We start from the raw sequence: 26,330 nt of genomic DNA, 5'->3' as shown, positions 1-26,330 counted from the left end.
GTCGTGGATCGCCACGGCGGCTCGTCCGTCGCCAAGGCCGCCTTCACGCTACTGCGCGACCGCTCAGGCGATGCCCATGCGCGCGGCCATCTCCGCTTCCCACTGCGCACGCGGGCGAAAGCCCGGCAAGCCGCGCGCATGCCGTTCCACCGATTCCATCAGTTGCGCATCCGGCAGCGAGAAATCCACCGCTACGCGCATGGGCTGATCCACGTACCACGGCGTGTCGATAAACAACTCCAGCCGGTTTCCCTCCGGATCTCGTGCGTAGAACGAGATCGCGTTGCCGTGCGTGACCGGCGTGATCTCCTTCGCGTCCTCTTCGATGAAACGCCGGTAGAAGCGCTTCAGCGTCGCCAGGCTGTCGGCCTCGAATGAGATCTGGTTGATCGGATTGAACGCGAGATGCGCGGGCCGGCCGCTCGCCAGCACGATCTGATGATGCACGGCCGGATCCCGGCTCAGGAACACGAGCCGTACGTCGCCATGCGGCGTCGACAGACTGCCGCGGTCGGTCACGGTGAACTCCAGCACGCGTGTGTAGAAGTCTTCGACCCGTGGCATGTCGTTCACGTAAAAGCCCATGTGGCTAAGCGACAGGCCGGGGCGCCCGGTCTTGGTCGAGGTCATGTCTTCCTCCCTGGTAATGATAAACCCTGATAAAAAGTGTCTTGTAGACTGCGTTTTTATCAGTGTATTCTCAAATAACGATAAATTCAGCAAATAAAACGCGGAATTTTTCAAGACAAGCGTTTCCTTTTATCCATGGAGCAACATGAAACTCGCCAGCTTTTCCACTCATGAAGGGCCGTCCTTCGGCATCGTCCGCGATCACCAGGTGATCGATCTCGGCAAGCGGCTGAACGGGCGCTTCGCCGATCTGAAGTCACTGATCGCCGCCGATGCATTCGACGAAGCCCGCCGCGTCGCGACAAGCGGCGCGAGCGACTATCCGCTCGCCGAGGTGGCGCTCCTGCCGGTCATTCCGAACCCCGGGCAGATTTTCTGCGTGGGCTTGAACTACGCGGAGCATGTGAAAGAGACCAACCGCGAGACGACCGAGAACCCGGTGATCTTCATGCGCGTGCCGTCCTCGCAGGTCGGCGCCGGCCAGCCGATGCTGCGGCCGCCCGAGTCGACGCAATTCGACTATGAAGGGGAGATCGCCGTGATCATCGGCAAAGGCGGCCGGCGCATTGCCGAGCAGAACGCGTGGGATCACATCGCGGGCTACGCCTGCTACAACGACGGCTCGATTCGCGACTGGCAGCGTCACACCGGTCAGTGGGGGCCGGGCAAGAATTTCTATCGCACCGGCGCATTCGGTCCGTGGATGGTGACGAGCGACGAGATCGCGCCCAACGCCACGATGACGCTCACCACGCGCCTGAACGGCCAGCAAGTGCAGCGCGCGACGACGGACATGCTGATTCACGGCATCGCCAGACAGATCGCCTATCTGTCCACGTTCACGCCGCTCGCACCCGGCGATGTGATCGTGACCGGCACGCCGGGCGGGGTGGGCGCCAAGCGTAATCCGCCGCTCTTCATGAAAGCGGGCGACGTGGTCGAGGTCGAAGTGGACCGCGTCGGCATTCTGTCCAACCCGGTCGCCGACGAGGCCTGACGCGCGTTCGGCCGGCGCGCCCGCGTGTTCGCACCGCCGCGCCGGCCCCTCATTGAAGGCAGATACTCATGTCACAGCCAATCCCCAACCCTGATGCGTGCGACTACGATGTCGCCGTGATCGGCCTGGGCCCGACCGGCGCCACGCTCGCCAACCTGCTCGCGCTCGACGGCTTGCGCGTGCTGGTGCTCGAACGGGACCAGGACATCTTCGCGCTGCCGCGTGCGGTGCATTTCGACGCCGAATGCATGCGCGTCTTCCAGACGATCGGTCTCGCGGATACCTTGCTGCCGAACCTGTTCGTCGGACCCGGCATGAAGTTCGTCGACGCGGCCGGCCAGTTGCTGATCGACTGGCAGCGGCCTACCGGCGTCGGCCCGCTCGGCTGGTGCGCGAGCTACAAGTTTCACCAGCCCGATCTCGAACGCGCACTGCGCGCGCAGCTCGCGAACCAGCCGCAGATCGACGTCCGTCTGCGGCACGAAGCCTTCGCGCTCGATCAGACCGCCAACGGGGTCGCGCTTCGCTTCGAAGACACCCGCACGGGCAAGCTCGGACGAGCCACGGCGCGCTACGTGGTGGGCTGCGACGGCGCGCGCTCCATCGTGCGTCGCTTCATGGGCACCGAACTGGACGATCTCAAGTCGCACGAGCGCTGGGTCGTCGTCGATGTGCTGCTCGACACACCGCGCCCCGATCTGGGCGACTACTCGATTCAATACTGCGACCCCGAGCGGCCGGGCACCTATACGCGCGGACCGAACAATCGCCGCCGCTGGGAGCTGATGGTCATGCCGGGCGACGATCCGTCGAAGCTGTCGTCGCCCGAGTGGCTATGGGACAAGCTCGCTCGCTGGGTGAGCCCGGCCGATGCGACGCTCGAACGCTCAGCGGTCTACACGTTTCATTCGGTGGTGGCCAAAGGTTGGCGCAACGAGCGTCTCCTGCTCGCCGGCGACGCCGCGCATCAGACGCCGCCGTTCATGGGGCAGGGCATGGCGGCCGGCATTCGCGACGCGAGCAACCTTGCGTGGAAACTCGCCGCGGTGATTCGCGGCGAAGCGGACGGCGCGCTGCTCGATAGCTACGAATCGGAACGCTCGCCGCATGTGCGCGAATTCATCGAGACCGCCGTGCAACTCGGCGCGGTGATCCAGACGACGCCTTCGCCGCCGGCCGGTCCCGATGCCGCGGGCGGCGAAACGACCCGGGCGATCCGCCATTTCGTGACGCCGCAACCGAGGCTCGGCGAGGGCGCGCATCTCGGCCCCGCTCAGCCGCTGGCAGGGAGTATCGCCGCCCAGCCGCGCCTGTCCGATGGACGCCTGCTCGATGACGCCGTCGGCTACCGCTTCGCGCTCGTGGTGTCGCCGTCAATCTTGCATGGGGATCCCGGCCTCGCCGAACGCGCGGCGCTCACCGACATCGCGCTCATCGCCGATGGCGGCGCAGCGGTCCGGGCGTGGTTCGCGGAAATCGGCGCGCGCGCCGTGCTCATCAGGCCGGATCGCTACATCCACGGCGTGGCTCACGACGAAGCCTCAGTGCACGCATTGCTGTCACGCGCGTTCGCGGGTTTGCAGACCGAACACGCGTGAAGCTGCCGCCGGCGGTCACCTTTCGTACTGGCCAGTAGAAGCCAGACACCCCTATCGGAGGAGTCAATGGAAACAACCCAACACGAAGTCATGGCGGCGCGGCGCACCGCGTCTCGCGGCATCTCCCGCGCGCAGTGGAAGATGATCCTCATCGCCAGTCTCGGCGGCTCGCTGGAGTTTTACGATTTCATCGTCTACGGGTTCTTCGCGCATTACATCGCCGCACAGTTCTTTCCCAACGCGTCGTCGGTGGTCAGTTTGCTGTTTTCGTTTTCCGTTCTTGCGATCGGCTATGTGATTCGCCCGCTCGGCGGTATCGTGCTGAGCAGTTGGGGCGATCGCTATGGGCGCAGGCCGGTGTTCCTCGTCTCCATCGTCGTCGTGACGGCGGCCACGATCTGTCTGGGGCTGCTGCCCAACTATCGAAGCTGGGGTGTCACGGCGTCGATCCTGCTCATCGTGCTGCGCATGCTGCAGGGGTTTTGCGTGGGCGGCGAGATGCCCGGCGCCATCACGTATGCGGTGGAAGCCGCGCCCGAGCGCGCCGGTCTGGCCGCGGGGATCATCATTTGCGCGGTCAATGTGGGCGTGTTGCTGGCGACGCTGGTGAACCTCGCCGTGCAGACGTTCCTCTCCAGCGCCGACGCCGCCGCATACGGCTGGCGCATCGCGTTCCTGTTCGGCGGAGCATGCGGAATCGTGTCGTACTGGATGCGGCGCAATCTCGACGAGTCGCCCGAGTTCGAGCAGATGCAAGGCGCCGTCGCGAAGCAGCCGTTTCGTGAAACGCTGCGCAATCACAGCAGAGCGGTGCTGGCCGGCGTGATGTCGATTGCGGTCATGGCTGGCGTGAATGGCATTCTGTATGGTCACATGCCGGCGTTTCTCGTTCAGCAATTGCACTATGCGCCGCGCACGGCGGCGATCGCGCAGAACGCGTATCTCGTCGTCAGTTCGTTCGGACTGCTGTTCGCGGGCTGGCTGGGCGACAGAATCCCGCGCCGGCATCTGCTGCGCTTGTCGGCCTTGTTGCTGATCGTGCTGAGCTATCCGTTCTATGTCGCGCTCAGTCGTCATTCGGTCGATCCCGTCGTGCTTTTCGTGCTGGCGGCGCTGGTCTTTTCGCTGGCAAGCGGGACGTGGGCGTCGGTGCTCGCCGATCATTTCCCGGTGCAGATCCGTTTCAGCGGCATTGCGCTGTCGTATAACGTCGCGGTGGTCGCGTTCAGCGGTTTTGCCCCTCTGCTTGCGACGCTTCTGATCCGCGAGACGGGGTCGCTCGCGGCGCCGGCGTATTACGTGATCGGCGCCTCCGTGGTCACGTTGCTGGCGAGTCTCGTTTTGCCGGGAAGGCGGACGCTGGCGGTCAGCGTGCGGCACGTTCATTGATCGGCGGGTCCCGGCCTGGACGGTCGCGGTGGCCGCGATAGCCTCGACGGCCTCATGTCCAGGCGCGTCTCGCGTGAAGCGAATGCGCGTGCACGGCAGGGGAGCTGCCGGCGCGGCGAATTCTCATGGCACCGCCTTGCAAGTCTGAATGAAAACGGGCACCGTGCCCCTCTGGACCATCCCGCTCGCCGCTTCGCGCGCAATCGGCCGCGGTTTCCTTGATCTGGCGCAAAGTCGCGACGCTGCGCAAAACCGTCGGCCGCCACAACAGGCGCGACCGGCAACGCGTTGCGCACCGTCCGTGAACTGGTCGCGCTGCCGCGCGCCTCTTGCCTGCGCGGCATCGACCGCGCGGGTTTCATCGCCGCCAGAACGCGTGGGCGATGCGCCGTCAATCCTCCAATGTGCGCGACCCCACATACGAATGCACGCCAGGACTGCTTGTGCCGGCGCAACAAAGCGGGCGCTCGCGACTCGTGCGTCTCACGTTTGCAACATGCCGGACCGCGCTCAGTAAAAGCTACTTCACCCACTCACGCACAGGCATATTTGTCCGGGGCATTCGTCAAACCATTGCCAGTCCACGGTCCTTCGGGTTTTTCCGCCCCCGGAAACAAGCCGTCATGTCCGACGAAAAGGCTTCTTCGACACGCCGTCGCGTGTCTCAAATCCGAACCATCGCGTGTTGCGAACTTGCCGCGAGCTCGCTCACCGAACCTCCAGTCATTGCCCCGCAAGGCTTTGCGGCCTCATGGCACAGCCGTTGCAAATAGAGAGTCACAAAACGAAATACGTTGCCGCCGGGAAGCAGCAAACAGATGCACAAACAGCAAGCCTTCCCGGCAGCAGCAACAGTCTTCGTGAAGCGCGTTCGGGGAGGTCCACGCGTTTTACGGGGGGCGGCGGGGCCAACGAAAAGCGGATGTCGATAAACAACGACACGGGTAATCGATACGGGGTATCGGCCACTCGTGATCGTGACGACGTAAAGCGCTGACCTCGCCACTTTTTTCCGTCCTCGTGACGGGCTTGAACGCCACTTCGGCACACCTGTTTTTCAGGCAGCCGCAGGCGGCATAAACCGAAGTCAACTTTCACTCTACGGGGGTTAGCATGAAGAACACGATCCAACAATTTCTGCGCGAAGAAGACGGCGTTGCAGCGATCGAATACGGCCTGCTGGCCGGCCTGATCGCAGTGGCGATCATTGCGACGATCACTACGGTCGGCAGCAAGCTGAACACCGTGTTCACGTACGTGCAGAACGCGTTGAACGGTGTGACCAACCCGGCCGCCTGAGGCGGCAGGAGGCGCAAAGCCGATCGCTCGCCCTGGCTCGACGGTCCTTCGGGACAGGGTAGCGACGGCCCCGCGCCGAACGATTCGACTCCAGTAAAACAGGGCAATTCGATCCTCGACACGGAGCGGGCAATGAACGGGGTTCCTTTTCCGGTTGGGCCGTGCGTGATGACATTGGTACTCGTCGCCGCACTGTGGGACGTGCAAACGCGCCGGATTCCTAACTGGCTGGTGGCGTCGGGATTGGTCGTGGCGATGCCGGTGCAGTGGTTCACGCATGGCGGTATCGACGCATTGACGTTGTGGCTGGGCGGCATGCTGGCCGGCGGCGCGATTTTCCTGCCGGGCTACGCAATGCGGCTCCTGGGCGCGGGCGACGTGAAGCTGATGGCGGCGGTCGGCGCTTTCTGCGGCGCTTACGGCGCGCTCGAAATTGGCTTGGCGACCTGTGTGATCGGCGGCATCGGGTCGCTCGCAATATGGCTGCGGCGCCGCCAGATGCGCGCCGGGCTGAGTGGGATGGCGGCATTGCTGATCGACTGCGCGACGCCGGGAAACGGCGCGCTGCGAAGGTCGGGCAGTGTGGCTGAAAGCAGTGCGACGGGGACCATGCCGTACGGCGTCGCGATAGCAATAGGCAGCGCATGCGTGTTGTTCGCCAGCGTGTGACGTGTGCCGGGACAGGACACAATTCGGGGGTTGAAAATGAAAAATGCGCGCGCTGTAACGATGCTGCTGATCGCGACGCTGGCGGGCCTCACCGCGGTGGTGTTCGCCTCGCGCTGGATGGTCTCGCAGTCGTCGAATGCCACGACCAAGGTGGTGGTGGCGGCAACCGACATCAATCTCGGTCAGCGGATCGGCCCGGATTTCCTCAAGCTCACCGACTGGCCGTCCAATAGCGTGCCGCCGGGTTCGTTCACCGACCTGCAGAAACTCGACGGCCGCGTGCTGAAGGAAAGCCTGCTGCACGGCGAACCGATCCTCGAGGCGAAGCTCACGCCGGTCGGCACGCTCGGCGGCCTCTCGGCGGTGATCGGCGAAGGCAAGCGCGCCATCACGGTGCGCGTGAACGACGTGATCGGCGTGGCCGGTTTCGCGCTGCCGGGCAATTACGTCGACATCATTGTCAACACGCAGAAGGATGCCCGCGATCCGGGCACGCAGCGCGACCAGAACATCTCGAAGATCGTGCTCGAAAAGATTCTCGTACTGGCCGTCGCCCAGGAAGTGGGCCGCGACGAGACCAAGCCGAAGGTGGTCGACGCGGTGACGCTCGAAGTCTCGCCGGAACAGGCCGAGAAGATCGACCTCGCGCGCAGCATCGGCACGCTGTCTCTCGTGTTGCGCAACCAGATCGATCCGCAGGCGATCGATACCGCCGGCGCCACCAAGGCCACGCTGCTGAAAACGCCGGTCGCCGTGGCGCCCGCGCCCGAACCGAAGCCGGTGCACATCGTGCGCAAAGTGGTTGCGCATGCGCCGGCCAACTGCGTGCGAGTGCTCGACGGCGCCGACGCAAGACAAGAATGTTTTTGACAGGCTCGAGCCTGCAAGCCGTGACCGATGCATGACTGGCGTCCAGACCAGCACGCAAAAAAAACCGGCACATAACGGGGGTAGGACATGAACGCCAGAACGACTCAGCGCGCTAGCGCGCCGCAGCACCCGCCCGGCCCACGCGAAGCGAATTCGCGCTCGCCACGGGGCCGCACCCGGATCGCCGAAGCCTGCACCGGCGTGCTGCTCGGCATGTACCTGACGATGCTGCCGGTGGCGCAAGCGGCCGGCCAGAACGCGGCAGCGGGCGTGCCGGGACTGCCGGACGTGCCGCTCACGGTGGCGTCGAACGGCTCGGTGCGTCTGACCATCGCCGCCAGCGGCATGGGCCCGGGCGCTTCCTCCGGCGGCGCGCAGCAAGGCAGCCGCGGCCCGAACTGCAGCGGCCCGGTCGCCGACCATAGCTCGGTGACGATCCCGGTCGGCAAGTCCGCGATGATCGACGTGCGCGAACCGGTGAAGAGCCGCACGGTCGGCAATCCGTCGATCGTGCAGGCCATGCTCGTATCCCCGCAAACGCTTTATCTGCTCGGCTCCGATGTCGGCACCACCAACATGATCGTGCAAGGGCGCAGCGGCTCCTGCACGATCATCGACGTGAGCGTCGGCGCGGATCCGGGCGGACTGCAACAAACCCTCGCCGCGCTGATGCCGGAGGAAACCGGCATTCAGGTGAAGGCCGCCGCCGACTCGCTGGTGCTGACCGGCACCGTCTCCGACGCGGTCAAGGCCGAACGCGTGCTCGAGCTGGCGCGCGCCTTCGTGGCCCGCCCGGCCACCGCGTTGCAAGGCGCCGCGCCGATGGGCAGCGGCCCGTTGCCGGTCGGCGCCGCGCCGCGCGCGATGGGCGCGCCGGCGCCCTCGCTCGGCAGCGCGAGCGGCGAGCGCATCATCAACATGATGCACGTGGCCGCGCCGCAGCAGGTGATGCTCGAAGTGAAGGTCGCCGAAGTGTCGAAGACGTTGATCGACCAGCTCGGCATGGCGGCCAATATCAACGGCGGCATCGGCAGCTGGAGCTTCGGCTTGCTGGCCGACTATCTGTCGGGCGGACTCAGCGCGCTGACCGCGTCGAAAGCGAACAATTCGCCGCTCAGGTTCGCGGTCGACGCGCAGAAAACCGATCAGCTCGTGAAGATCCTCGCCGAGCCGAATCTGATGGCGATCAGCGGCCAGGAAGCGAGTTTCCTCGCGGGCGGCAAGGTCTATATTCCGGTGCCGCAAAGCAACGGCTCCGGCGGCACCACCATCGTGCTGCAGGAAGAGCAGTACGGTGTCGGCCTCACCTTCACGCCGACCGTGCTCGAAGGCGGACGCATCAACCTGAAGGTCGCGCCGGAAGTGTCCGAACTGTCGTCCACCGGCGTGGTGGTGAGCGCCGGCAACTCGAACACCACGTCGATCCTGCCGTTGATCACGACGCGCCGCGCCTCCACCACGCTGCAGGTGTTCGACGGTCAGAGCTTCGCGATAGGCGGCCTTTTGAAGAGCAACGTGACCGGTTCGATCAAGGGCTTGCCCGGCGCCGCGGAGTTGCCCGTGCTCGGCGCGCTGTTTCGCAGCACGAGCTACGAGCAGGACAAGACCGAACTGGTGTTCGTCGTTACGCCGCGTCTGGCCAAACCGTTGCCGCAGCACTATCCGTTGCCCACCGACGGCTTCGGCGACGCCGGCGAAGCGAACGTGTACCTGACCGGCCACATGGAAGGCACGAAGCGCGCCGCACCGGCTGCGGGAGCGTCGGCGCCCGCCCCGGCGCCGGTTCCCGCGCCCACGCCCGCGCCCGCTCCGAGTGCGGCCGCATCCGTGGCTGTGCTCCCGGCCACGCCGGAAACCAGCGACTCACACGCCTCGCAGTAATGCGCGGCCTACCGGAGATCGACATGACCACCACCAACACACTGATCCGCATGGCACTGTGCGCCGGCTTGAGCGCCGCGCTCGCCGGCTGCCTGAGTTCCACGCCGCACTGGGACGCCACCTTCGGCGACTCGGTCAACCAGATCAAGGAAATGCAGACGCTCAACCCGCAGGGCTCGGCCAATACCGATCCGGTTGCGGGTATCGACGGCAAGGCGGCAGCGGCGGCGCAGAAGAGCTACGCCAAGTCGTTCACCGCGCCGCCCCCGCCGACCAATGCCTTCACGATCGGCATCGGCTCGTCGAGCGGGTACTGAAGCGGTGCAACCAGGCGGCTCCACCGGAGCCAGCGGAGACTGACCATGATCGATACTCTTCTGATTTCGTCCAGCGCCGAGCGTGCGCCGCTGATCGCGGCGCGTCTCGAGGCAAGCGGCATCGCGTTTCGTCTGCGTACGCTGCACGGAACCGCGAAGCAGTTGCGCGTGCACGCCGCAGCGATCAAGAGCGCCGACCTGCTGATCGTCGACGACGCCGAGCTCACGCCGCGCGATCTGAACGGCGTCGAAGAGATGCTGTCCCTCATGCCGAATCTGCACTGCATGCTGGTGACGCCCGCGCCGTCGACCACCCTGTTGATGGCGGCAATGCGCGTGGGCGTGCGGCATGTGCTCTCGTGGCCGCTCGACGACGGCGAGATCGCCGACGCGCTCGCCCATGTCTCGGCGAAGAAAAACGCCGGCGTGCGCCGCGACGGCCGCGTGGTGTCGTTCACGTCCTGCAAGGGCGGCAGCGGCACCACGTTGATCGCCGTGAATCTCGCCTACGGGCTGGCCGCCCTGCGCGAGAAGCGCGTGCTGCTGATCGACCTGAACCAGCAGTTCGCCGACGCGAGCCTGCTGGTCGCCGACAAGGCCCCGCCCGCCACGCTCGCGGATCTGTGCTCGCAGATCGAGCGGCTCGACGCCGCGTTCTTCGAAGCCTGCGTGATGCACGTGCACGCCAATCTCGACGTGCTGGCCGGCGCGGGCGACCCGGTCAAGTCCGGCGAACTGCGCGCCGCGCATCTCGAACGGATTCTCACGCTGGTGCGCGAGCAATACGACGCGGTGCTGATCGACGTCGGCCAGAACATCAATCCGCTCGCGATCTACGCGCTCGATCACAGCGATTCGATCTGCATGGTGGTGCGGCAGAACATTCCGTACCTGCATGCGGGCCGCCGCATGCTCGACATCTTCAAGGAGCTCGGCTATCCGCCGGGCAAGGTGAAGGTGATCGTCAACCAGTACGACAAGCACGCGCGCATCGACCTGGCGACGCTCGAAGAAACCTTCGGCGCGAAGGTCGCGCATCACTTGCCGCGCGACGAAAAGCAGGCCACGGAGGCGCTGAATCACGGCGTGCCGCTCGTCACCGGCGCGAAGGGCGGCGCGCTCGCCCAGGGCATCTCGCAACTGGCCGCGCTGCTGTGGCCGCTGCCGGCCGTGACGCGCAAGAGCGTGCTCGGGCGCCTCTTTCCCGGCAGGTCGAATTCGCCGCCGCAACTGAAGCCCGGACACTGAACCTCAGGACGCCCCGCCTGAATCCGTTCAGGTCCGGCTGCCACCGAAAAGAATGCGGAGAGCACCATGTCATTGCGCGAACAGTTGATGATCCAGAGCGGCACGCTGCCGTTCGATAGCGCCAGTCCCGCGGCCGCCGCCGGCGCGGCCGCCGAGAGCCTCGCGGCGCGGCGCGCGTATCAGCAGCTCAAGATGAACATTCATCAGGCGATCATCGACCGGGTGGAGCTCGACAAGCTGCAACGCCTGTCGCCCGAGCAGATCAAGCGTGAGCTTGCGCAACTGGTGGAGCGGATCGTCGACGAAGACAAGATTCCGATGAACGAGCTCGAGCGCCGCCGTCTCGCCCAGGACGTGCACGACGAAATGGTCGGCCTCGGCCCGCTCGAACCGTTGCTCAACGATCCGACCATCTCCGACATTCTGGTGAACACGTCGCAGCACGTCTATGTGGAACGGCGCGGCCGCCTCGAACATACCGACGTGACCTTCTACGACGACGCCCATCTGATGAAGATCATCGAGCGCATCGTCTCGCGCGTGGGCCGCCGCATCGACGAATCCACGCCGATGGTCGATGCGCGCCTGCCCGACGGGTCGCGCGTCAACGCGATCATTCCGCCGTCCGCGATCGACGGACCGCTGGTGTCGATTCGCCGCTTCGCGGTGAATCCGCTCACGGTCACCGACATGGTGAACAACCAGAGCTTCACGCCCGCCATGGCGCAACTGCTCGAAGCGCTGATCAAGGCGAAGCTGAACGTGCTGATTTCGGGCGGCACGGGCAGCGGCAAGACCACGCTGCTCAACCTGCTCTCCGGTTTCATTCCCGAGGACGAGCGGGTCGTGACGATCGAAGACGCGGCCGAATTACAGATGCGTCAGCAGCACGTGCTGCGGCTCGAAACCCGGCCGCCGAATATCGAAGGCAAGGGCGAAATCTCGCAGCGCTCGCTGGTGCGCAACGCGCTGCGGATGCGCCCGGACCGCATCGTGCTCGGCGAAGTGCGCGGCGCCGAAGCGCTCGACATGCTGCACGCGATGAACACCGGCCACGAAGGCTCGATGGCGACGCTGCACGCGAACACGCCGCGCGATGCGCTCACGCGTCTGGAGAACATGGTCGGCATGGCGGGCTTGACGATGCCGATCAAGGCAGTCCGTCAGCAGATCGCGTCGGCGATCACGGTGGTGGTGCAGGCTTCGCGTCTGACCGACGGGCGCCGCAAGCTGATGAGCATTCAGGAAATCACCGGCATGGAAGGCGACATCATCAACATGCAGGAGATCTTCACGTTCAAGCGCACCGGCGTCGACGAAAACGGCATGATCAAAGGCTATTTCTGCGCGAGCGGCGTGCGGCCGAAATTCTGCGAGCGGCTGGCGGGCTTCGGCATCGTGCTGCCGGACCAGATGTTCGATCCGGCGCGGCGTTTCGAAGTATGAGCGCGCCACGGGGTTGAGGAGAGGCACATGAATACGTCGTTTATCGGCTTCGCGGTGCTCGCGTTTCTCGCGGTGGTGCTGTCCATCGAGGGCCTTTATCTGTTCTGGAGCAGCCATCACGGCAAGGCCGTGAAGCGCATGGACGAGCGGATTCGCGCGTTGTCCGCGGGCGGCAACGTGAGCAGCGAACAGCTGTCGATTCTCAAGCAGCGCATGCTCAGCGACTCGCCGTTCGTCACGAACCTGCTGCTGCGCCTGCCGCGCGTGCACACGCTCGACCGGCAATTGCAGCAGTCCGGGCTGAAGTGGTCGGTCGCGCGTTTTATCGCTTACACGCTGCTGTGCGCACTCGCGGGCGCGTTTGGCGGTTTCGTGCTGCATGCGCCCGCGCTGGTGTGCGGCGCGCTCGCCGCGGCGGCAGCCCTGCTGCCGGCGACGCTTCTGCGCCGCAAGCGCGCCAGACGCGTGCTGCAACTCGAACGCCAGTTGCCCGATGCGGCCGATCTGATCGCTCGTGCGCTGCGCGCCGGGCATTCGTTTCCGGCCGCGCTCGGCATGGTTGGCGAAGAGTTGCCCGAACCGCTCGGCGGCGAATTCGCACTGGTGTTCGACGAAATCAACTACGGCGTCTCGATGAACGACGCGCTCCTGAATATGGTGAGCCGCGTGCCGGTCGAGGATCTGCGCTACTTCGTGATCGCCGTGTTGATCCAGCGCGAGGCGGGCGGCAATCTGGCGGAGATTCTCGGCAGCATCAGCGGCATCATCCGCGAGCGGCTCAAGCTGCTCGGCAAGGTGCGCGTGCTGTCGGCGGAAGGGCGCCTGTCGGCCTGGGTGCTCGGCGTGCTGCCGTTCGCGATTCTTGGGCTGCTGACGGTGCTCAATCCCGGCTATATCAGCGTGTTCTGGAAGGACCCGGCCGGCGTGCAACTCGCCGGCGTGGCGATCACCATGATGCTGATCGGCATCGTGTGGATGCGCAAAGTCGTGCGCATCCATATCTAGACCACCGGTTTCGACACGAGGAGCGCGGGCCCGGCCCGCAGACCATGAAAATAGAACAGATCGTGATGCTGGGGGTGATGTTTCTGATCGTGTTCGGCGCGGCGCTGAAGGCGATGACGCTGTTGCGGCCCGACCCGGTGCAACGGCGCATCGAGGAACTCGCGCAGCCGGACGTGGCCGTCGAGGCCGACGCCGGCGCGCAGAAGAACTGGGTCGAGACGGTCACGAAGATGTCCGAGCGGGTCGCCAAACTGTCGCTGCCGAAAGACGACTGGGACAAGTCGGCGCTGCGTCTGCGCTTTGCCAATGCGGGTATCCGCACGCCGTCCGCACCGGCGGTCTATTTCGCCGCCAAGACGGTGCTGGCGCTCGCGCTGCCGGCGCTCGCGCTGATCTTCTTCGGCAACGCCTTCGAAGCCGATCAGCGCATCTATCTGCTGCTGACGGTGCTGGCCGCGTCCGCGCTCGGCTTCTATCTGCCGAATCTCGTGATGACGCGTCTCGTTGAAAGCCGCCAGCGCAAGCTGTTCGAAGATCTGCCCGACGCGCTCGATCTGATGACCGTCTGCGTGGAAGCGGGCCTCGGCCTCGACGCGGCGATGATGCGCGTCACTCAGGAAATCGGCGTGAAGAGCCATGCGCTGAAAGACGAGTTCGACATGGTGCTGCTGGAGCTGCGCGCCGGTTCAGGCCGCGACAAGGCGTTGCGCAACCTGTCGCTGCGCACCGGCGTGGAAGATATCGACACGCTCGCCGCGATGCTGATCCAGGCCGACCGTTTCGGCACCAGCGTGGGCGATTCGCTGCGGGTCTATACCGACAACCTGCGCACCAAGCGCCGCTTGCGCGCGGAAGAACAGGCTGCCAAGATTGCCTTGAAGCTCCTGTTTCCGCTGATGTTTTTCATTTTTCCGACGCTGCTGGTCGTGCTAGTCGGCCCGTCGGCGATCCAGGTCGTGCGCCAGCTATTCCCGGCCGTGAACTCGATGGCGGGTGGTTGAGCGCCGGGTCTTCACCGGGGAATCCTATGTTCGCATCCAGCCCGCTACCTGACCTGTTGAACCACGCAAGCTTCTGGCTGCGCGCGTACGCGCTCGGCCTGGCGATGATGGCCGTGGGGGCCGCGCTGGAACGGCGCTGGCCCGCCGCGCGGCTGCAATCGCGCGCCGGACAGCGTTTGAACGTCGCGTATGCGGGCGTGTATCTGGCCATGGTGGAAGCGATGAAACCGCTGACGGCGGCGGCGAGCATCGCGATCGTGAATGCGCTGGGCGGCGGCATGGTGGTGCTGAATTCGCGCGGGTGGGGCGCGGTGGCTTCGTTCGTGATCGTGCTGTTGACCATCGACGTGCTCGAATACGCGTTTCACCGCTTGCAGCACACGTGGCCCGTGCTGTGGAAGCTGCATTCGCTGCACCATAGCGCGCTCGAATTCAATATCACGGTCACGTGGCGGCACCACTGGGTCGAATCGCTCATCAAGGGCTGTCTGCTCTATCCACTCGTCGGCGTGCTGTTCAAGGTCGATCCGTGGATCGTCGGCGCGACTTCAGTCGTGTTCATGCTCGGCAATTACTTCGCGCATATGAACCTGCGCATCGACCTCGGCCGCTGCGTCACGTGGATCAACAATCCGCACTATCACCGCCTGCATCATTCGAACCGCACCGAGCATTTCAACCATAACTTCACGCAATTGCTGCCGTTGTGGGACCACCTGTTCGACACGCAATGGGTGCCGGCCAGCGAGGAGTGGCCGGCCTCCGGTCTGGACGACGGCGCGCAACCGCATTCGCTGCTGGAGGCGTTCTGCTGGCCGCTGCGCCTGCACGCCGAACGCGCTGCGGGGCTCGGCCGCAAGCCCGTGCCGGTGCTGGACAAGGAGACCAAATGAAAGCCGCTCGCCGGAAGTCCCCCTTCAGCGGCGAGGCGCGCGCGGGCAAGCGCGGCCTCACGCGCAGGCAGCGCGGCGTCGCCACAATCGAATTCGCGTTGATCGCGCCGCTGCTGTTCCTGTTGCTGTGCATTGCGATGGATCTCGGCATCGCGCTGTGGGTCAATCTGACCATGCAATACGCGGTGCGGGAAGGCGCGCGCTATTCGGTGACGGGGCAGGCCAACCTCGATCCGAACGCGACCAACCAGCAACGTTATCTGGCCGTCGTGCAGGAGATCAAGAACAGCTCGATGGGCCTCTATTCGCTCGTCTCGCCCACCTACGTGATCACCATCAACGGTGCGACTCAAACCTACAACACGCAGACGAGTTACAGCACCGGCATGTTCGGCAGCCCGGGCGACATCGTGGTGCTGCAGATCAACTGCATCTGGCCGCTCCTCACGCCGCTCGTCAAGCCGTTCTTCGCCAACGGCAAGTTCACCTTCAGCGTCGCGGCGACGATGCGTAACGAGGGATTCTGACATGCGCATACGCTCCCTGCGAAACCGCCGCCGCGCGTCCAAAGGCATCGTCAGCGTGGAAATGGCGCTGTTGCTGCCGATCCTGGTGGCGCTCGCGCTGCCGGTGTACGACCTTGCGCGCAACATCCAGGCGCAGATGATCCTGATCAACGTGAGCCGCGAAGGCGCGAGCCTGTCGTCGCGCGCGTCGCTCACCTATCCGATGCAGACCATCATGTCCTCGCTGACCGCGACCACGCCGCCGCTGAACATGACGGCGCACGGCATGATCTACATCACCGAGATCATGGGCAACAACAACTGCGACAGCAGCGGCAATAACTGCACCGGCGTGGTGGTCGCGCAATACCGCTGGAACGGCGGCAACTACTATCCGGCGAGCCAGTTGTGGAGTTGCGGCAGCAGCGGCACGCGCTGGGCGACGGACGGCACCGGCAGTTGCAGCGGGCTTCCGGCTGCGGGCAGTTCGTCGCCGGTGGTGAACCTGTTGCAAGGCAAGCTCGCCGACGGCCAGATCGCATACGTGGTCGAGGCGTTCTATCTGCAAACGCCGCTGATCGGTTCGCTGAATCTCGGCGGCGGCATCAGGACGCCCGCGCTCTCGCCGAATCTCTATGCCATGACGGTGTTCTGACGCGCCGATAAGCCGGGTCAAATAAGAAAAGGCTCGTCGGCGGAATCTGTGGGTGGTTTGATGCGATTCATGAGGGACAGAGGAAGCGATAGAGTTTCTTGCAGGTAGCGTCAAAGGCGTTCTGCTCGTGCTCGGAGAGGTGCCTCGAAAGCGGGCCACCGAACTCGTGGATCTCATTGAGAAGCAGTGTGCGGGCATCCATGGCGGCTAAGTCCGGATCGACGTGACGGACTTCGATGAGATGGCCACCAAGCATCCAAAGGTGATCGCGGTGGCGGTGCAACGTTTTGCGGGCATAGCCGTGGGTCAGCAGGTGTTGCAGGAAAGGTGTGAAGACCTTCACGAGCGCCTGTCCGAATGGGATGTCCTCGTCCTCGAAGCGCCATGAGGCAGGCCAGTTCTGCAAGTCCGGGACGTAGCGCTCCAGTGCGTGCGGATCTGAGGTAACAATAGCGTCTTTACTGATTCCCGCGCGCTTGCTAACCATGTTGCTGACCCGCCTGCTCAATGCCTGCCATCATTTTCCCGGCTTCGTCTATGAAAGTGCCCGACTGTGCGAGCAGTCCAAAACCATCGAGATCGACGTGCGGCCACGCAAGGGTTCGAAGCCGATCTGTTCGTGTTGCAACCGGCCTGGCAGCGGCTATGACACGCTCGCATCGCGTAGTTTCGAATTTATTCCGATCTGGGGCTTCGCGGTGATTTTGCTGTACGCCATGCGCCGCGTCGACTGCCGTGAGTGCGGCGTGAAGGTCGAGACGGTGCCGTGGGCCATCGGCAAGCACACGCTGACCAAGGCCTACATGCTGTTTCTCGCGCAGTGGGCACGCAAGCTCTCCTGGAAAGAGACAGCGCAAAGCTTTCGCACCAGTTGGGAGAAGGTTGCCCAGGCGGTGGAGTGGGTGGTCGACTGGGGGCTGGCCCATCGCGAACTCGGCACCATCCGCGCTTTGGGCGTCGATGAAATCCAGTATGGCCGAGGGCACAATTATCTCACGCTGGTCTATCAGATCGAGGCCAGCTGCGTGCGCCTGCTTTGGGTTGGCCAGGAGCGCACGAAGGAAAGCTTCGCAAAGTTCTTCGTCATGATCGGCAAACGGTTGTGCGAGCAGGTCGAGTTCGTCTGCTCGGACATGTGGCGGCCCTACATCGAGATGATCGCACTACATTGCCCCAACGCGCTGAACATCCTCGACCGCTTCCACATCGTTGCCAAAATGAACAAGGCGATCGACGAGGTTCGCGCCGAGGAAGCTCGCCGCATGACCCGCGACGGCTATGAGCCAGTCCTCAAGAAGTCCCGCTGGTGTTTGCTCAAGCGGCCAGAGAACCTTACTGACAATCAGCGACTGCGCCTGCGCGATCTGCTGCACTACAACCTGCGCAGTGTCCGCGCCTATCTTCTCAAGGAGGAGTTCCAGCAGATCTGGGATTACATCTCGCCTGTCTGGGCAGGCAAGTTCCTCGATCAGTGGTGCACCCGGGTCATGCGCTCACGCATCGAACCAATGAAGAAGTTCGCACGCACCGTGCGCGCCCATCGAGAACTGATTCTCAACTACTTTCATGCGCGCAAGCAGTTCTCCAGCGGAATCGTCGAGGGTTTGAACAACAAGGCCAAAGTCACCATGAGAAAAGCGTACGGCTTCCGGACGTTTCGAACGACGGAAATCGCGCTATATCATGCACTTGGCAATTTGCCCGAGCCGCCGACAACCCACACTTTTTACTGACGAACCTAAGAAAAAGCAGTTTCGGGGGAAGCCATGAAAACGACAGCGACATTCAGAAGGCGGCAGAGGGGCTCGGTCAGCATCATCGTGGCGGTCTCGCTGATCGCGTTGCTGGGCATTCTCGGTCTCGCCGTGGATTCCGGTCTCGGCTACATGATCAAGGCGCGCCTGGATGCCGCCACCGACGGCGCGGTGATCGCGGCCGGCGAAGCGGTCACGCGCGGCGCCAACCAGACGGAGCAGACCAACAACGCGCAGCAGGCGGCAACGGCTTTTTTCGCGGCGAACTATCCGGCGGGGTTTCTCGGCTCGAGCGTGACGGCGGGCACACCGTCGATCGTGTTCAACGGCGGTACCGTGACGATCGGCATGAACGCGCAGGCGAGCGTGCCGGTCAGCTTCACGAAGGTGCTCGGCTTCAAGGTGCTGAACGTGAGCGCGTCGTCACAGGCGATTCGCAAGACGCTGGATATGGCGTTCGTGATCGATACGACGGGTTCGCTGAATAGCTCGGGCGTGCCGGCCGCGGTGCGCTCGAACGCGGTGGCCTTTCTCAACAATTTCGATGTGACCAACGACCGGGTGGCGCTGATGCACTTCGCGTACGGCACCGTGGTCGACGTGCCGTTCAACGGCGACGCGCGCGGTTTCGATCGCACGACGATGACCGCCGACATCAATAAATACACGTTCAACGGCAGCACCAATTCGGCCGAAGCGATCTGGAACGCGCGCAATCAGTTGAACACGGTGATCACGCAGCCGTCCAGTTTGCGCGTGATCGTGTTCTTCTCGGACGGCGCGCCCAACAGCTTCTCCTCGTTTTTCACGACCAATCAGAGCGGCTGCAACAACACCGCCGGCACGATTGCGAGTCCGGACAGCCCTGGCACGATGTCGGGGCTGTACAACATGAATGCGCTCAACCAGACGCTCGGCTCGCCGTGTTTCCAGAGCAACGTGACCAAGCTCGTGACGGCCATGCCGAAGTGGTACAACGCCCACAACGTCAACGAACAGACGTTCCCGATCTGGCCCGTGAGCGCGCCGCGCGCCGTGCCCAACGGCACCATCACCTACGTGAACGTCAATCGCGCGTCGCGCAATCTGCTCGAAGCGATGGCCTCGGCGGCGCGTGATGAAGGCACCTACGTGTTCACGCTCGGTTACGGACCCGAACTGGTGCAGCCCGCCGGCCCGGACAACGAACTCGGCCAGGACCTGCTCAAGTGCATGGCCAACACAGCCGATTCGCTGTCGCGCTGCTACAACCCGAAACAGCCGGTCGGCGTGTATTGCTACGCCGCGACGCCCGCCGATCTGAAGCCGTGCTTTTCGCAGCTGGCTTCGCAAATCCTGCGTATTTCCAAGTGAGCGCGCCATGACACCGACGACCCCTTTGCAAGACTTGCCCCTCGCCGCCAGCATCGAAGGCGCCACCACAACGGGCAGCGGATCCGACGCCGCGGGCGGCGCGCCTGGGCTGCGGCACGCGCTGATCGAGGTGGCCGCGCGCGTGGGCGCCGCGCTCATGCTGAGCGTGTTCGCCTATGCCGCGATCATGCAATGGCTTGCCGCGCCGTCGCGGATCACGCTGTTGTTGCTGGTGGTCGCGGCGTGCTTCACGGTGGGCTTGTCGCTCTTCACGCGGGTGCCGATGAAACGCGACTGGCGGCCGTTCGCTTTCATGTGCTCGATGGGCGGCACGTACTACTTCCTGGCCGTGCGTCTCGCCCCGGGCGCGCAACTCGTGCCGGAGACCGTCGGCGCGGCGCTGCAACTGCTGGGGATTTTCTGGCAACTGTTCGCCAAGGCGTCGCTGCGCCGCTCGTTCGGCATCTTGCCGGCCAACCGCGGTGTCGTATCGCGTGGCGCCTATCGCTTCGTGCGTCATCCGATGTACCTCGGTTATTTCTTGACCGACATCGGTTTTCTGCTGGTGAATTTCGGTCTGCAAAACCTGCTGGTGTATGGCTGCCAGTTCGCATTGCAGGTGGGGCGCATCGTGCGCGAGGAGCAACTGCTCTCGGCGGACGAAGGGTATCGGACCTACAAGGGCCGCGTGCGTTACCGCGTGATTCCGGGCGTGTTCTAGGCGGACCGCCGGGCGGACTGCTAGGCGAGCCGCGCGCTGCGCACGGCCTGGCCGCCGACGAGGCAAACGACCAGCGTCGCCATGACGAGCACGCACAACGCGAGGCGCAGGCCGAGCAGGCCCGCGCCGAGGCCGATCAACGGCGGCCCGACGAGGAAGCCGGCATAACCGAAGGTCGCGGCCATCGAGACGCCGGTTGCCGGCGTGAGCGTCGAGCGGCCCGCCGCGCTGAAGATCACCGGAACGATATTCGCGAGGCCCACGCCGACCATCGCGAAGCCCACGCAAGCGGTGAACACGGTCGGCCAGCCCAGTACGAGCGCAAGCCCCGCCACCGCAATCAGAGCGCCGAGCGCCACGACCCTGCTCGAACCGAAACGCCGCACGGACACGTCGCCGACGATGCGGCACGCTGCCATCGAGAACGCGAACGCGGAGTAGCCGAGCGCCGCGACGCTGGCCTCGCGGTTCAACGCCGAGCGCAGATACACGGCGCTCCAGTCGGCGACCGCCCCTTCCACCAGCATGCACAGAAACGCGAGCATGGCGAGTTTCATCACGGCGGGCGAAGGCCACGCGAGGCCGCTCGACGCGGCAGCCGCTCTCGGACCGAGGTCACGCAGGGCAAGCCACGCGGCGGCGGCGATCAGAACCGCGATGCACAGGTCCGGTATCAGCAGGCCGCCGGTTACGCCGCCCCCACCTTTTTGCAGCATCGCACCCGTGGCGGCGCCGAGCAGGCCGCCCGCGCTCCACGCCGCATGAAACGACGACATGATCGGCGCATGCCACTGCGTTTCGATGGTGCTGGCGTGGCCGTTCATGGAGACGTCGAGCGCGCCGTTTGCCGCGCCGAGCAGAAACAGCACGATGCACAGTGCGGCCATGCCGGGCGCAAAAGCCGGCAATGGCAGCGCGATGACGAACGCCGCGCCGAGCAGCGCGGTGGCGCGGCCGCTGCCGAAGCGCGGCGCGAGTTGTCCCGCCAGCGGCATGGCCACGATCGCACCGAGCGCGAAGGCGAATAGCGCAATGCCGAGCGAGGCGTCGCCAAGCGCGAGGCTTTCCTTGATGCGCGGGACTTCGACGGCCCACGCGCCGATGCCGAAACCGTTGGCGAGAAACACGCCCAGCGTCGCAATGCGTTCCTTGACCGGCTTGAGTGGGGACGTAGCGGATGGTGTCATGAGCGCGCCACCACCACGTTGTCGCAGACTGCTTCGAGACTGGCGAGCCGCGCGGCGGGCACGTCGGCTTCGACGAACAGGTAGTCGACGTCGGCAGCGGGCGCCACCGAGAACGGCGCCGCCGTCATCAGCTTTTCCGAGGTCATGGCGATGGCGATCTGGCCGCTTGCCTTGACCATTGCCCGTTTGAGTTCGGCGTCTTCGGCGTGGAACGCGGCGACGCCTTCCTCCGGGTCGAGCGCGCAGGCGCCGAGAAAGCACAGGTCGGCGCGGATCTGCTGGATCTGCAGCAACGCGGTCGCGCCGAGCGAGCCCGCCGCGCCGCGCGCGATCCGCCCGCCGATCAGAAGCACTTCGAAGCCCGGCCGGTTCAGCAGACGCACGGCGGCCTCGGGCGAATTGGTGACGACCGTCAACTCCGCGTTGGCGGGTAAGGCCGCGGCGATCGCGACGTTGGTCGATCCGGCGTCCAGCAGAATGATCTGCTTCGGGCGGACGATCGACACCGCGGCGGCGGCGAGACAGGCCTTGCGATCCATGGCCTCGTTCATGCGCTCCGCCGCCGGTTTGTCGGACGGCGAGATCAGCAGGGCGCCGCCGTAGACGCGCTTGCAATGGCCCTGGTCGGCGAGGTCCCGCAGGTGGCGGCGCACCGTGTGTTCCGAGGTTTGAAGTTCGGCGGCTAGTTCCGATGCCAGCACGCGCCCGTGCGCTCGCAGCCGCGCCAGAATCAGCGCCTCGCGCTGCTCGGGCAAGAGCCCTTCGATGGCTTCCTGTCGCGTTCGTTGCATGTCTTCACCTTGCCCGGTTCGATAAATCGATCATAAACGAGCAAAATGTATCGTAAACGCACAAAGCGTGCAACGTGCGTTTCTTGGGCCATGGGCGGCCTGCGTTCCACGAAAATCGCGGACGGCTCACGGTTCCGCGGACGCCGCGCGGGTCACGCGATGCGCCGCGCGCCTCGCCCAACCATCGCCCGATCGGCGAGCCACACGGCGACCAGCGTGGCGCCCATCAACGGGAACACGATGCCGAGCAGCACGAGGCCGGTTTTCCAGCCGCGCATCGGTGGCGCGGCCCGTTCACGCGACGGTGCGCCGAGCGAGCGTTGCGGCCGCCGCTTCCACCACATCACGCAGCCGGTGACGGCCATCGCCGCAAGCCCGAGGGAAATGGCGGTGCAGAGAAGCTGATTGGCGAGACCGAAATAACGGCCCATATGCAGCGACGTTCCGTACGACACGGCTTTCGATACCGCGCCGTAATCGCCATAGCGGATGTCCTTCAGGACCGCGCCGCTGTATTGGTCGACGTATAGCGTGCGTTCGTCTTTGGGATCACCCGGAAAGTACGAGACGGTGTAGACGCCGGTCGCGGAAGCCGGCAGCGCGATGTTGTAGCCCTCAGTCAAGCCGAGCGATGCGGCCAGCGCGACGACGTGGCCGAGCGGCAGCGGGTGCGCCCCGGTGTTGGCGCCGGAGTTGGGCACGCGGGCGTTGCCCACGGCCCACGGCGTGAGCGGCAGAGGCAAGTCGTCCATCACCATGCCGGGCATCGAGTCCGTGTTGCCCGTATGCGCGCGGTGGCCTTCGTGTGCGGCGTGTTCATCGTTCGACGCATTTTCCGCATGCGTGTCCGGCCCGGAGATACCGTTGCCGCCTTTTGCGGGCACGCCGGATTGCAGCGGCAAACCGCCCCACGCTCCCGGCGGCGCCCCAAGATTCGCAGCGCTCGCGAGCGCCTTGAACTGCTTGCCCCACGAACCCGTCCACGGCAGTCCTGACAACACGAACAGGAGCGCGCCGAGCGCGAGCCAGATGCCCATGACTGCGTGAACGTTCCTCCACAACGGACGGCCCTTCAGCGCGAAACGCGGCAGCAGCGCGTTGCGCGCCGTGGTTTTCTCGCGCGGCCACCACAAGGCGACGCCGGTGCCGATCATCACGAGCGTCCAGCATGCGGCGAGTTCCATCAGCAGTTCGCCGGGTTTGCCGAGCAGCAGCTTGCGATGCAGCATCCGGTCCACTTGCATGAAGCGCCGCTCGACGCTCAGCGTGCCCAGCACCGCGCCCGTGTACGGGTTCACATAGACGCTCTGTTTATCGCCGTGTGCGAGACGGAAGACGAATTCGGCGCTGCGCCGCGGGTCGTTCGCGACGACCGCGGTCACCGCGGTCGCATTCGGCGGCATGGCCGAACGCGCGTGGGCAAGCAGCGCTTCCGCAGGCAGCCTGGGCACGGCTTGTGGTGCGACGATCAGCCGCTGCGGATACAGCAGCGGCTCGATTTGCGGCTGGAAGCAATACAGCGTGCCGGTGATCGCGAGCACGAGCAGAAACGGCATCACGAAGAGGCCGGCATAAAAATGCCAGCGCCAGAGCGTTCGATAGCCCGCGTTGGCGGCGCTCGTCACGCGTGACGTCTCGACAGTGGTGGTGGACATGGAATCCTCCTGGAGCAGAAATTGAATCGATCGGGGCGAGCCGCATGCTGATGCGTGCAGCGGCTTCGGCGCGCCTACATGCGCAGCTTCGCTTCCACGTAGAACGTGCGGCCGGGGTACGGGTGATAGACGAAATAGCGGGCATCGAACAGGTTGTCGACGCCGATGCCGACTTCACTCAACCTGGTCGGCTTGTAGGTGAATTTCGCATCGGCCACCGTGTACGAGCTGGTGCCGCCGAACACGTCCGGATTCGTATCGGTGTTGGTGAGCGTGTTGTACTGACGTCCCGAATAGCGCGCGGCGAGCGTGAACGCCGCGCGTTCGTCGATGTGATACGTCGCCGCGAGATCCGCGCGCCACAGCGGAATCCGGTAGAAGTACTTGCCGACCGTGGCGGGGTTCTGCGCGTTGGCGAGAATCTTCGACTGCGTGTAGGCCACGCTCGCGAGCAGGTCCAGGCCGTGCACCAGCACGTTCTCTCCCGAGTAGCTCGTCTCCACGCCGCGCGAGCGGACCTTGCCGATATTCTGGAAGTTCGTCACGTTGGGAATCACGGTCGTATCGGTCTGGCTGAAGATCGTGTTCTTCACGTCGTCCTGAAACAGCGAGAGGCGGAAGACGCCGTTCCAGTGCGCCCATTCGGCGGTTAGTTCTTTCGAGAGGTCGTCTTCGGGCTTCAGGTTCGGATTGTTGTTGACGATCGCGGAGCCGTTGATTTGCCCCTGGAACAGTTCGCTGACCGTCGGGAAGCGATAGGCGCGGCCAATCGACGCGCGCAAGGTCAGGTCGTCGGTGACGTCGAACGACAGGGATGCTTTCGGCGAGAAGTGATGCTGGCTCACGTCGCTGTACGGCAGGGTCGTGCCGGCGAGCGACTGCGAGCCGCCGTACGCTTGCCAGTCTTCGTAGCGCACGCCGTAGACGAGCTTCCAGCGCGGCAGAAAGCGCCACGCGTCCTGCGCGTAGAGCGCCTGAGTCCGCGTCTTGCCGGCGAACGCATTGGCGAACGACGTGGCCGCGCCGTCGCGCCAGTTCAGCGTGTTGTAGCTCTCGTTATCGACAAAGTAGTTGTCGTAGTGGTAGCCGAAGCTCAGCGCGTGATTCGCGAGCCCGGCCTGTTGCGTCACGGGTGTATAGGTGCTGCGCAGATCGAGTGTTTTCCAGCCGGTGCCGTCGCCGAAGATCACGGTGCCTGGGCCGTTGCCCGGCACGCCGGAACTCGCGGTGCGCGCCACGCTGTTGCCGACGTCGTAATACGAAGCAATGGCTTCGCCGTTCCAGCCGGTGGCATTGCGCGTTTTGAGCGACACGCCGTAGAGCCAGTTCTCGCTATGGCCGAGACTCGGGGCGAGTGCGGCCGCGGGAATCGTGTATTCATAGCCGTCGATCGCGACCTTGCCGCTGTAGACCGGATTGCCGTTCGCATCGCGCAGGAAGCTCGATGTCTGACTGTTATAGGTCTGATGCCAGTAGCCGAGCGTGAAGCCGCCTTGCAGTGTCGGCGTGAAGTCGTACTGCATCTTCAGCTTGAACTGGTCCTGCACCGTATGTTCGATGCCTTCGCCGTTCACGCCGAGCACCGCCGTCGGCGTATTGGTCTGGTTGTTGTAGAAGTACGCGCCGGTGACCGGAATGTCGCCGGCTTTCGCGGGCGTGTGCGATTGGGCCAGTGTGGCGAATTGCAGCGGCTGGCTGGTGTTTTCCAGGTGATTTACGCCGAGCAGATACGAGAATTTGCCGATGCGCTCGCCAATCGTCGCGCTGGCCTCGCTGCCGTTGAAATTCTGGTTCACGCCGAACAGGCTGAAGTGCTGGGTGAAGCCTTTGAGGTCCGCGCTCGCTTCGAACTGTTTCGGCATGCGCGTGCTGATCAGGACGGTCGCGCCGAGCGAGTTGCCCGGATAGAGCGCCGAATACGGCCCGTAGATCACATCGACCTGCTGGATCTCATCAGGAAACACCATCGACCAGCGCGGCGGAAACGCATAGCTGTTGCCGAGCAGATTGCTGAGCAGCAGGCCGTCCGCGTAGACGAGACCGCGCGCGCTTTGCGTGTTGCTGGTGCCGCGCACGGCGATGATCGAATTCAGGTCGCCGATAAAGCGCTTGCGCACGGCGAGGTTCGGCATGTACTTCAGCACGTCTTCCGTATTGACGACGTTCCAGTTGTCGAACTGCTCGGGCGTGACGGTTTCGACTGAAGCCGGCAGGTTGGGATCGACGGCGCGCGGCGCGGCGACGGCACTCGCGCTAACGCTGACCACAGGTAGCGTGGCTTCGGCGCTCGCGCTCTGCGCATGAGCGGGCGAGGCGATGAAGGCGGGCACGAACGCCGGAACGATGGCGGGCAAACAGGCCGGGACTAACGACTGGGGCAGCACTTGAAGCGAGAAGCCGCGCGCGCCGTGGCGGGCGCAAAGAGACAGCCTTCGCACAACGAAGTTGAACATGAACGTTTCCTT

The 26,330-nt window shown here is 64.7% G+C and carries 24 protein-coding genes; 18 read left to right on the top strand and 6 right to left on the bottom strand.

The features are described 5' to 3' along the window. Window positions 1-63: 63 nt before the first annotated feature. A complete protein-coding gene (locus tag CJU94_RS24455; RefSeq protein ID WP_095421242.1) occupies window positions 64-630 on the bottom strand; it encodes a VOC family protein in 567 nt (188 codons plus the stop codon). 145 nt (window positions 631-775) lie between these two features. On the opposite strand from CJU94_RS24455, the gene CJU94_RS24450 reads away from it, so the two are divergent. The 15 genes from CJU94_RS24450 to CJU94_RS24380 all read left to right on the top strand — a co-directional run bounded on the left by CJU94_RS24450 (window position 776) and on the right by CJU94_RS24380 (window position 16,404). Beyond that, the gene (locus CJU94_RS24450; protein WP_095421241.1) at window positions 776-1,627 is read left to right on the top strand and encodes a fumarylacetoacetate hydrolase family protein; all 852 of its coding nucleotides are present in this window, start codon (window positions 776-778) and stop codon (window positions 1,625-1,627) included. A 68-nt stretch (window positions 1,628-1,695) separates the two neighbouring features. After that, the gene (gene mhpA, locus CJU94_RS24445; RefSeq protein WP_095421240.1) at window positions 1,696-3,225 is read left to right on the top strand and encodes a bifunctional 3-(3-hydroxy-phenyl)propionate/3-hydroxycinnamic acid hydroxylase MhpA; all 1,530 of its coding nucleotides are present in this window, start codon (window positions 1,696-1,698) and stop codon (window positions 3,223-3,225) included. A gap of 66 nt (window positions 3,226-3,291) precedes the next feature. Continuing rightward, a complete protein-coding gene (locus CJU94_RS24440) occupies window positions 3,292-4,614 on the top strand; it encodes an MFS transporter (RefSeq protein ID WP_095421239.1) in 1,323 nt (440 codons plus the stop codon). Window positions 4,615-5,727: 1,113 nt separating this feature from the next. After that, window positions 5,728-5,913 carry a Flp family type IVb pilin gene (locus CJU94_RS24435; RefSeq protein WP_095421238.1) on the top strand — a complete coding sequence of 62 codons (186 nt, stop codon included), beginning with the start codon at window positions 5,728-5,730 and terminating at the stop codon, window positions 5,911-5,913. A 132-nt stretch (window positions 5,914-6,045) separates the two neighbouring features. Then, window positions 6,046-6,582, top strand: a complete 537-nt coding sequence (locus tag CJU94_RS24430; protein WP_095421237.1) for an A24 family peptidase — start codon at window positions 6,046-6,048, stop codon at window positions 6,580-6,582. Window positions 6,583-6,618: 36 nt separating this feature from the next. Next, window positions 6,619-7,452 (top strand): Flp pilus assembly protein CpaB, encoded by an 834-nt coding sequence (gene cpaB, locus CJU94_RS24425; protein WP_095421236.1) that lies wholly within the window; start codon window positions 6,619-6,621, stop codon window positions 7,450-7,452. A gap of 87 nt (window positions 7,453-7,539) precedes the next feature. Then, the gene (locus CJU94_RS24420; RefSeq protein ID WP_095421235.1) at window positions 7,540-9,333 is read left to right on the top strand and encodes a type II and III secretion system protein family protein; all 1,794 of its coding nucleotides are present in this window, start codon (window positions 7,540-7,542) and stop codon (window positions 9,331-9,333) included. Between the two features lie 23 nt (window positions 9,334-9,356). Further along, complete coding sequence (locus CJU94_RS24415) at window positions 9,357-9,650, top strand: hypothetical protein (RefSeq protein ID WP_095422773.1); 294 nt, start codon at window positions 9,357-9,359, stop codon at window positions 9,648-9,650. A gap of 45 nt (window positions 9,651-9,695) precedes the next feature. Next, on the top strand, window positions 9,696-10,898 hold the full coding sequence (locus tag CJU94_RS24410) for a CpaE/TadZ family protein (RefSeq protein WP_095421234.1): 1,203 nt from the start codon (window positions 9,696-9,698) through the stop codon (window positions 10,896-10,898). 66 nt (window positions 10,899-10,964) lie between these two features. Then, window positions 10,965-12,344 carry a TadA family conjugal transfer-associated ATPase gene (locus CJU94_RS24405; protein WP_095421233.1) on the top strand — a complete coding sequence of 460 codons (1,380 nt, stop codon included), beginning with the start codon at window positions 10,965-10,967 and terminating at the stop codon, window positions 12,342-12,344. Between the two features lie 27 nt (window positions 12,345-12,371). After that, window positions 12,372-13,349 carry a type II secretion system F family protein gene (locus tag CJU94_RS24400; RefSeq protein WP_095421232.1) on the top strand — a complete coding sequence of 326 codons (978 nt, stop codon included), beginning with the start codon at window positions 12,372-12,374 and terminating at the stop codon, window positions 13,347-13,349. A 44-nt stretch (window positions 13,350-13,393) separates the two neighbouring features. After that, window positions 13,394-14,350: a type II secretion system F family protein gene (locus CJU94_RS24395; RefSeq protein WP_095421231.1), complete on the top strand. Its 957-nt coding sequence runs from the start codon at window positions 13,394-13,396 to the stop codon at window positions 14,348-14,350. Window positions 14,351-14,376: 26 nt separating this feature from the next. Continuing rightward, complete coding sequence (locus CJU94_RS24390; RefSeq protein ID WP_095421230.1) at window positions 14,377-15,243, top strand: sterol desaturase family protein; 867 nt, start codon at window positions 14,377-14,379, stop codon at window positions 15,241-15,243. Further along, complete coding sequence (locus CJU94_RS24385; RefSeq protein WP_095421229.1) at window positions 15,240-15,770, top strand: TadE/TadG family type IV pilus assembly protein; 531 nt, start codon at window positions 15,240-15,242, stop codon at window positions 15,768-15,770. The genes CJU94_RS24390 and CJU94_RS24385 overlap by 4 nt, the downstream gene beginning before the upstream one ends. Before the next feature lies 1 nt (window position 15,771). Further along, window positions 15,772-16,404, top strand: coding sequence for a TadE/TadG family type IV pilus assembly protein (locus CJU94_RS24380; RefSeq protein ID WP_095421228.1), 633 nt, complete (start codon window positions 15,772-15,774; stop codon window positions 16,402-16,404). Window positions 16,405-16,471: 67 nt separating this feature from the next. Here the strand turns inward: CJU94_RS24380 and CJU94_RS24375 are convergent, their stop codons facing one another. Next, window positions 16,472-16,891 (bottom strand): hypothetical protein, encoded by a 420-nt coding sequence (locus tag CJU94_RS24375; RefSeq protein WP_095417045.1) that lies wholly within the window; start codon window positions 16,889-16,891, stop codon window positions 16,472-16,474. Between CJU94_RS24375 and CJU94_RS24370 the strand changes: the two genes are divergently transcribed. Genes CJU94_RS24370 through CJU94_RS24360 form a run of 3 tightly spaced genes read left to right on the top strand, consistent with a single transcriptional unit; the run spans window position 16,890 to window position 20,232 of the window. Beyond that, complete coding sequence (locus CJU94_RS24370; RefSeq protein WP_095417046.1) at window positions 16,890-18,137, top strand: ISL3 family transposase; 1,248 nt, start codon at window positions 16,890-16,892, stop codon at window positions 18,135-18,137. The genes CJU94_RS24375 and CJU94_RS24370 overlap by 2 nt on opposite strands. A gap of 33 nt (window positions 18,138-18,170) precedes the next feature. After that, complete coding sequence (locus CJU94_RS24365; protein ID WP_095421227.1) at window positions 18,171-19,511, top strand: vWA domain-containing protein; 1,341 nt, start codon at window positions 18,171-18,173, stop codon at window positions 19,509-19,511. Window positions 19,512-19,518: 7 nt separating this feature from the next. Then, entirely contained in the window at window positions 19,519-20,232 is a 714-nt protein-coding gene (locus CJU94_RS24360; RefSeq protein ID WP_095421226.1) for a methyltransferase family protein, read from the top strand. A gap of 20 nt (window positions 20,233-20,252) precedes the next feature. Here the strand turns inward: CJU94_RS24360 and CJU94_RS24355 are convergent, their stop codons facing one another. The 4 genes from CJU94_RS24355 to CJU94_RS24340 form a co-directional block, all read right to left on the bottom strand. Next, window positions 20,253-21,419 (bottom strand): MFS transporter, encoded by a 1,167-nt coding sequence (locus CJU94_RS24355; RefSeq protein WP_095421225.1) that lies wholly within the window; start codon window positions 21,417-21,419, stop codon window positions 20,253-20,255. Continuing rightward, entirely contained in the window at window positions 21,416-22,210 is a 795-nt protein-coding gene (locus CJU94_RS24350) for a DeoR/GlpR family DNA-binding transcription regulator (protein ID WP_095421224.1), read from the bottom strand. The genes CJU94_RS24355 and CJU94_RS24350 overlap by 4 nt, the downstream gene beginning before the upstream one ends. Window positions 22,211-22,362: 152 nt before the next feature. Next, window positions 22,363-23,865 carry a PepSY-associated TM helix domain-containing protein gene (locus tag CJU94_RS24345; RefSeq protein WP_095421223.1) on the bottom strand — a complete coding sequence of 501 codons (1,503 nt, stop codon included), beginning with the start codon at window positions 23,863-23,865 and terminating at the stop codon, window positions 22,363-22,365. Between the two features lie 74 nt (window positions 23,866-23,939). Continuing rightward, window positions 23,940-26,318: a TonB-dependent receptor gene (locus CJU94_RS24340; RefSeq protein WP_095421222.1), complete on the bottom strand. Its 2,379-nt coding sequence runs from the start codon at window positions 26,316-26,318 to the stop codon at window positions 23,940-23,942. Between the last annotated feature and the right edge of the window lie 12 nt (window positions 26,319-26,330).

Origin of the sequence: Paraburkholderia aromaticivorans (assembly GCF_002278075.1) — a bacterium.
GTDB classification, from domain to species: domain Bacteria; phylum Pseudomonadota; class Gammaproteobacteria; order Burkholderiales; family Burkholderiaceae; genus Paraburkholderia; species Paraburkholderia aromaticivorans.
The sequence above is the reverse complement of the archived record's forward strand: the minus strand, read 5'-3'. Positions and strand labels throughout refer to the sequence as shown.

Coding starts and splice junctions, on each gene's coding strand:
- CJU94_RS24405 (WP_095421233.1), top strand. CDS start 10,965: ATGTCATTGCGCGAACAGTTGATGATCCAGAGCGGCACGCTGCCGTTC.
- CJU94_RS24455 (WP_095421242.1), bottom strand. CDS start 630: ATGACCTCGACCAAGACCGGGCGCCCCGGCCTGTCGCTTAGCCACATG.
- CJU94_RS24435 (WP_095421238.1), top strand. CDS start 5,728: ATGAAGAACACGATCCAACAATTTCTGCGCGAAGAAGACGGCGTTGCA.
- CJU94_RS24410 (WP_095421234.1), top strand. CDS start 9,696: ATGATCGATACTCTTCTGATTTCGTCCAGCGCCGAGCGTGCGCCGCTG.
- CJU94_RS24400 (WP_095421232.1), top strand. CDS start 12,372: ATGAATACGTCGTTTATCGGCTTCGCGGTGCTCGCGTTTCTCGCGGTG.
- CJU94_RS24415 (WP_095422773.1), top strand. CDS start 9,357: ATGACCACCACCAACACACTGATCCGCATGGCACTGTGCGCCGGCTTG.
- CJU94_RS24450 (WP_095421241.1), top strand. CDS start 776: ATGAAACTCGCCAGCTTTTCCACTCATGAAGGGCCGTCCTTCGGCATC.
- CJU94_RS24340 (WP_095421222.1), bottom strand. CDS start 26,318: ATGTTCAACTTCGTTGTGCGAAGGCTGTCTCTTTGCGCCCGCCACGGC.
- CJU94_RS24380 (WP_095421228.1), top strand. CDS start 15,772: ATGCGCATACGCTCCCTGCGAAACCGCCGCCGCGCGTCCAAAGGCATC.
- CJU94_RS24420 (WP_095421235.1), top strand. CDS start 7,540: ATGAACGCCAGAACGACTCAGCGCGCTAGCGCGCCGCAGCACCCGCCC.
- cpaB (WP_095421236.1), top strand. CDS start 6,619: ATGAAAAATGCGCGCGCTGTAACGATGCTGCTGATCGCGACGCTGGCG.
- CJU94_RS24345 (WP_095421223.1), bottom strand. CDS start 23,865: ATGTCCACCACCACTGTCGAGACGTCACGCGTGACGAGCGCCGCCAAC.
- CJU94_RS24395 (WP_095421231.1), top strand. CDS start 13,394: ATGAAAATAGAACAGATCGTGATGCTGGGGGTGATGTTTCTGATCGTG.
- CJU94_RS24440 (WP_095421239.1), top strand. CDS start 3,292: ATGGAAACAACCCAACACGAAGTCATGGCGGCGCGGCGCACCGCGTCT.
- CJU94_RS24355 (WP_095421225.1), bottom strand. CDS start 21,419: ATGACACCATCCGCTACGTCCCCACTCAAGCCGGTCAAGGAACGCATT.
- CJU94_RS24370 (WP_095417046.1), top strand. CDS start 16,890: ATGTTGCTGACCCGCCTGCTCAATGCCTGCCATCATTTTCCCGGCTTC.
- CJU94_RS24430 (WP_095421237.1), top strand. CDS start 6,046: ATGAACGGGGTTCCTTTTCCGGTTGGGCCGTGCGTGATGACATTGGTA.
- mhpA (WP_095421240.1), top strand. CDS start 1,696: ATGTCACAGCCAATCCCCAACCCTGATGCGTGCGACTACGATGTCGCC.
- CJU94_RS24360 (WP_095421226.1), top strand. CDS start 19,519: ATGACACCGACGACCCCTTTGCAAGACTTGCCCCTCGCCGCCAGCATC.
- CJU94_RS24385 (WP_095421229.1), top strand. CDS start 15,240: ATGAAAGCCGCTCGCCGGAAGTCCCCCTTCAGCGGCGAGGCGCGCGCG.
- CJU94_RS24390 (WP_095421230.1), top strand. CDS start 14,377: ATGTTCGCATCCAGCCCGCTACCTGACCTGTTGAACCACGCAAGCTTC.
- CJU94_RS24350 (WP_095421224.1), bottom strand. CDS start 22,210: ATGCAACGAACGCGACAGGAAGCCATCGAAGGGCTCTTGCCCGAGCAG.
- CJU94_RS24365 (WP_095421227.1), top strand. CDS start 18,171: ATGAAAACGACAGCGACATTCAGAAGGCGGCAGAGGGGCTCGGTCAGC.
- CJU94_RS24375 (WP_095417045.1), bottom strand. CDS start 16,891: ATGGTTAGCAAGCGCGCGGGAATCAGTAAAGACGCTATTGTTACCTCA.